Origin of the sequence: Pseudomonas sp. B2021 (assembly GCF_018135665.1) — a bacterium.
Classification (GTDB): Bacteria; Pseudomonadota; Gammaproteobacteria; order Pseudomonadales; family Pseudomonadaceae; genus Aquipseudomonas; species Aquipseudomonas lactis.
In genome coordinates, this window is record NZ_SMOF01000019.1 from 1 (window position 1) to 1,775 (window position 1,775).

A 1,775-nucleotide genomic window follows, 5' to 3' on the forward strand; every position below is an offset into this window, starting at 1 on the left:
GGGTGTTCGGACGCCACATACATCGACATCACGGCCCCCATGGACAAACCGCCGACAAACACCTGCCCATGGCGTTGCTTGACCTGTACGAAGGTCTTGCGCACGCCTTCGTACCAGTCCTGCCAGCCAGTGGCCTGCAAGTCGCTGTTGTCGCCGCAGTGCCCGGCCAGCGTGGGCACATACACCGTGCAGTTACCCGCCTTGGCCAGGCCCTTGGCGACCTGGCGCAACTCGGTCGGTGTGCCGGTCAGGCCGTGGATCAACAGGATCCCGACCGGACCATCACCGAGAACGAAACCGGCAGTGCCTTCACCGAGGTCGATCCCTTGAGCATTCACCGCGTGGTCGCTCGCACCAGCAGTTGCTCCAGCAACTTCAGGCCCAGGTCGATTTCCGGGTAGCTGATCTCAAGGGACGGTGCCAGGGTGATCACGTTCTTGTAGTAACCGCCCACATCGAGGATCAACCCGAGCTTCTGGCCGTCTACCAGCATGTCGCCTTTCATGCCTTCTTCGACCATGTAGTCCAGGGTCGCCTTGTCCGGGGTGAAGCCATCCGGGCCGCAGATCTCGCAGCGCAGTGCCAGGCCCAGGCCGTCCACATCGCCGATGATCGGGAAGCGTTTTTGCAAGTCTTGCAGGCCTTCCAGGAAGTATTTGCCCTTGGCCATGACCATGGCGCCGTAGTCGACTTCGCTGGTCATCTTGAACATTTCCAGGCCCACCGCGGTACCCAACGGGTTGGAGGCGAAGGTGGAGTGAGTCGAACCTGGCGGGAACACCTTCGGGTTGATCAACTCTTCACGGGCCCAGATACCGCCCAATGGGTTGAGGCCATTGGTCAGCGCCTTGCCGAACACGATCACGTCCGGTTGTACGTCGAAGTGCTCGATTGACCAGAGTTTGCCGGTGCGATAGAAGCCCATCTGGATTTCGTCGGACACCATCAAGATGCCGTGCTGGTCCAGGACGTGCTTGAGCTCGCGGTAGAAATTCATCGGCGGGATCACGTAGCCTCCGGTGCCCTGGATCGGCTCGACATAGAAAGCTGCGTATTCGCACTGGTTGGTTTTAGGGTCCCAGACACCGTTGTATTCGGTCTCGAACAAGCGGGCGAACTGCTGCACGCAATGGCTGCCGTACTCTTCCTTGGTCATGCCCTTCGGGCCACGGAAGTGGTAAGGGAATGGGATAAAATTGGCGCGTTCGCCAAAGTGGCCGTAGCGACGACGATAGCGGAAGCTGGAGGTGATCGACGAGGCGCCGAGGGTGCGCCCGTGGTAGCCGCCTTCGAAGGCGAACATCAGGCTTTTACCGTTGCTGGCGTTGCGCACCACCTTCAGGGAATCTTCGATGGACTGCGAACCGCCGACGTTGAAGTGCACACGGCCGTCGAGGCCGAACTTGTTCTTGGCATCGACCGCGATCATTTCCGACAGCTCGATCTTGCCTTTGTGCAGGTACTGGCTGGCGATTTGCGGCAGGGTGTCGATCTGCTTTTTCAGCGCGTTGTTCAGGCGCGGGTTGGCATAGCCGAAGTTGACGGCCGAGTACCACATTTGCAGGTCGAGGTAGGCCTGGTCTTCGGTGTCCCACACATAAGAGCCTTCGCAGCGACTGAAAATACGCGGCGGCTCGATGTAGTGAACGGTGTCGCCGTAGGAGCAATACTTGGCTTCTTTATCCAGAAGCACCTGATCTTCGGCGGTAGCGATACGGATATCAGACATGATGGAAGAGTTCCTGATGGTCAGAAGAGGTGTTGAAGGTGGTGGC

General features: G+C 59.2%; 2 protein-coding genes. Both read right to left on the minus strand.

Translation table 11 applies throughout. The features are described from left to right. The coding region (locus tag E1K68_RS27465; RefSeq protein ID WP_212614955.1) for an alpha/beta fold hydrolase at window positions 1–338 on the minus strand (338 nt) is incomplete at its 3' end. Then, entirely contained in the window at window positions 335–1,729 is a 1,395-nt protein-coding gene (locus E1K68_RS27470; RefSeq protein ID WP_003188936.1) for an aminotransferase class III-fold pyridoxal phosphate-dependent enzyme, read from the minus strand. The genes E1K68_RS27470 and E1K68_RS27465, both read right to left, overlap by 4 nt. Window positions 1,730–1,775 lie beyond the last annotated feature (46 nt).